This is a genomic window from Nocardia vinacea NBRC 16497 (genome assembly GCF_000308835.1).
In the GTDB taxonomy this organism is placed as follows: Bacteria; Actinomycetota; Actinomycetes; order Mycobacteriales; family Mycobacteriaceae; genus Nocardia; species Nocardia vinacea.
Genome location: NZ_BAGN01000093.1, coordinates 1 through 3,416 on the forward strand (window position 1 = coordinate 1; position 3,416 = coordinate 3,416).

At 66.7% G+C, this 3,416-nt stretch carries 4 protein-coding genes; all 4 read left to right on the forward strand.

The genetic code is table 11. The annotated features are described in order from the left end of the window. Positions 1-469 (forward strand): low temperature requirement protein A (locus tag ON44_RS12370; protein ID WP_040689336.1); only part of this gene is annotated, 469 nt, incomplete at its 5' end. 22 nt (positions 470-491) lie between these two features. Next, positions 492-1,103: a DNA-3-methyladenine glycosylase gene (locus ON44_RS12375; RefSeq protein ID WP_040689338.1), complete on the forward strand. Its 612-nt coding sequence runs from the start codon at positions 492-494 to the stop codon at positions 1,101-1,103. Between the two features lie 107 nt (positions 1,104-1,210). Continuing rightward, entirely contained in the window at positions 1,211-1,645 is a 435-nt protein-coding gene (locus tag ON44_RS12380; RefSeq protein WP_040689340.1) for a DoxX family protein, read from the forward strand. 145 nt (positions 1,646-1,790) lie between these two features. Continuing rightward, complete coding sequence (gene tyrS, locus ON44_RS12385; protein WP_040689342.1) at positions 1,791-3,080, forward strand: tyrosine--tRNA ligase; 1,290 nt, start codon at positions 1,791-1,793, stop codon at positions 3,078-3,080. Positions 3,081-3,416 lie beyond the last annotated feature (336 nt).

Genomic DNA, 3,416 nt, shown 5'->3' on the forward strand with positions numbered 1-3,416 from the left:
ACTCGGACTCTGCCTGGCCTATGTGCTGTGGTGGGCCTATTTCGGGATCGATGACGACCGCGGCGAGCACGCGCTCGCCGCGGTCCCGGATCGGGAACGTTCACGTCCGGCGGTCCTCGCCTACGGTTATGCGCTCTACCCGCTGCTGATCGGCATCACCGTGACCGCGGCGGGCATCAATATGACCATCGCGCACGGCAACGAACCCGCCTCCATCGCCGCCGCGTCCGCGCTCTCCGGCGGCGTCGCGCTGTACTTCTTCGGCCAGTTCTGTTTCCGGCTCGCCCTCGGTCTGCCGCGCCCGTGGTCGCGACTGCTCGCCGCCGCCGCGGTGGCCGCGACCATCCCGATCGGTATCGCGTGGGTCGCCTGGGCACAGCTCGCGGTGCTGGTCGCGGTCGGCTATGCCGCCGTGATCATCGATGATCTCGTCACGCTGCGCTCGGGCCAGCACAGTCGCTACGTCTGACTTTCGGGAACAATGGAGAGTCGTGCGTAATGAGGAACTCGCGGTCGAACCACCCGCCGCGGCTCGCCGACTGCTCGGCTCGACGCTGTGGTCCGGACCGGTCGGCGTGCGAATCGTCGAGGTCGAGGCATATGGCGGCGATCCGGCCGGACCGTGGCCGGATCCCGCATCGCATTCCGGACGCGGGCGGACCAAGCGCAATGCGGTGATGTTCGGGCCCGCCGGCGTGCTGTACGTCTACCTCAGCTACGGCATGCATATGTGCGTGAACGTGACCAGCGGTCCGGACGGCACCGCGAGTGCGGTACTCATCCGGTCGGGGGAGGTGATCGCCGGGTCGGATACGGTCAGGGAGCGACGACCCGCGGCCCGCACGGACGCCGATTTGGCAAGGGGCCCTGGGAATCTCGGCAGCGCGCTCGGAATAACACTGAGCGACTACGGAACTCCACTCTTCGACCCTGCCTCGCCGATCCGGTTGGAGCTGAACGGCGCGATCGACCCTGCCGAGATTTCCGACGGACCGCGCGTCGGGGTCAGCAGTGCCGCTGATGTGCCGTGGCGATTCTGGATCGCATCGCCTGCGGTCTCGGTCTACCGGCGCAGCCCGCGCGCCCCGATCGAAGCGGTATAACACCAGGTCACAAGAATTTTCGGGATCGGCGATGAGTTCTGGGCGCAGTGTCCGTCCTATCTGTTGAACGCGCTCCACCCGGCGCGACCGACCCGAAGGAAAGACAGATGACCGCCATCGCCCCCGCCGCCCCGATCACCACCACTGTCGCGCACCGCCCCGGCAAGAAGATGACCATCGCGCTCTGGACCGTGCAGGTCCTGCTCGCGCTGTTCTTCATCATCGCCTCCGCTGCCCCGAAGCTGCTCGGCGCGCATGCGGCGGTCGAATCCTTCGACACGATCGGTTGGGGTCAGTGGTTCCGCTACTTCACCGGCGTTGTCGAACTCGCCGGCGGCATCGGCCTGCTGGTGCCCCGCCTGACCGGCCCCGCGGCCGTCGGCCTGACCGTCACCATGGTCTGCGCCGCCCTGACCCAGGCGCTCCTGCTCGGCGCGCCCGCCCTGGCGCCCTTCCCCCTGGTACTCGGCGTGGTGTTCGTCTGGATCGCCTGGCAGCGTCGCGACAGCATCATCGCGGTGCGGGAGCTGCCGGCTCGCTGAACGTCTGAATAACGCACACGATCGGCAGACCGCGGTCTGCCGATCGTCGTCGCGTTCACCGAAAATCATTCGCCCTGCGTGGCGGCGCGCGGCGACACTGAGGGCCATGCCGGTCGCGGGGACCGGTGCGGAAAGATAGGGCAGCGTGACCGGCGACATCATCGACGAACTGACCTGGCGCGGACTGCTCGCGCAGTCCACCGACCTGGATGCCCTGCGTGCGGCGACAGCCGCCGGGCCGCTGACCCTCTATGCCGGTTTCGATCCCACCGCGGCCAGCTTGCATGCCGGACATCTGGTCCCGCTGCTGGCGCTGCGGCGGTTCCAGCGCGCGGGCCATCGCCCGATCGTGCTGGCCGGCGGTGCCACCGGACTCATCGGCGATCCGCGCGACGTGGGCGAGCGCACCATGAATTCGACCGATACCGTCGCGGAATGGGCGGGTCGGATCCGCTCGCAGCTCGAGCGTTTCGTCGACCTCGACGACTCGCCCACCGGCGCGATCATCGTCAACAACATGGACTGGACCGGCCAGCTGTCGACCGTCGACTTCCTGCGCGATATCGGCAAGCACTTCTCGGTCAACGTCATGCTGGCCCGTGACACCATCAAGCGCCGACTGGACGGCGAGGGCATCTCCTACACCGAATTCAGCTACATGCTGCTGCAGGCAAACGACTACTTGCAGTTGCGTCGCAACTTCGGCTGCACACTGCAGGTCGGTGGTTCGGATCAGTGGGGCAACATCATCGCTGGTGTCGAGCTGAACCGGCGTGTCGACGGTGCGTCGGTGCACGCGTTGACCGTTCCGCTGGTTACCTCGGCCGACGGCAAGAAGTTCGGCAAGTCGACCGGCGGCGGCAGTCTGTGGCTCGATCCGGAAATGACCAGCCCGTACGCCTGGTACCAGTACTTCGTGAATACTGCCGACGCCGATGTCGTGCGGTACCTGCGCTGGTTCACCTTCCTGTCTCGGGAGGAGCTGGCCGAGCTGGAGTCGGCCACCGCCGAGCGTCCACACGCACGCGAAGCGCAGCGCAAGCTGGCCGAGGAAATGACGAATCTGGTGCACGGCGAGGCGAATACCCGGGCCGTGCAGTTGGCGAGTCAGGCCTTGTTCGGACGCGCGGATCTGCGTGAACTCGATGAGCCGACGCTGTCGGCAGCCCTACGCGAAGCCGCGGTCGACGGCACGGTCGCCGAGGTCGGTGTCGGTGAACCGAGCACGATCGTTGATCTGCTGGTCGCCACCGGACTGTCGGAGAGCCGCGGCGCCGCACGGCGCGCGGTGAACGAAGGCGGGGCGTCGGTGAACAACGAGCGGATCTCGGATCTGGAATGGACGCCCGCTGATGCCGACTACCTGCACGGTCGTTGGTTGGTGCTGCGCCGCGGTAAGCGCAACTTCGCCGGCGTACTGCGGGCGGGCGCATAAAGATCACGTGGCTCGGGTCACATTCCGGTGGCCCGAGCCCGTTTTCCGGGGTGTCAGATGGCCTCTGACCTGCGAAATGACATGCGTGTAGTGCGGATTTGACTCGACGTTCTCCGCCGCGTAACTTTGTCCAAGTCAGAGCGACACGGACACCGACCCGGAGCCCAAAGCGCAGCGGAAACGTTGAGCACAGTGGCCTGGGAAACGAGGTAGGACGAGGAGCGCCTGGCGATCAGCGTTGCCGGATCGAACGAGCAGACTTGACTCTGCGCGGGCGGTTGGCTAGGCTAGGACAGTTGCCTCAACAAGCCCCCACGAGAGAATCTGGGGTGCAGT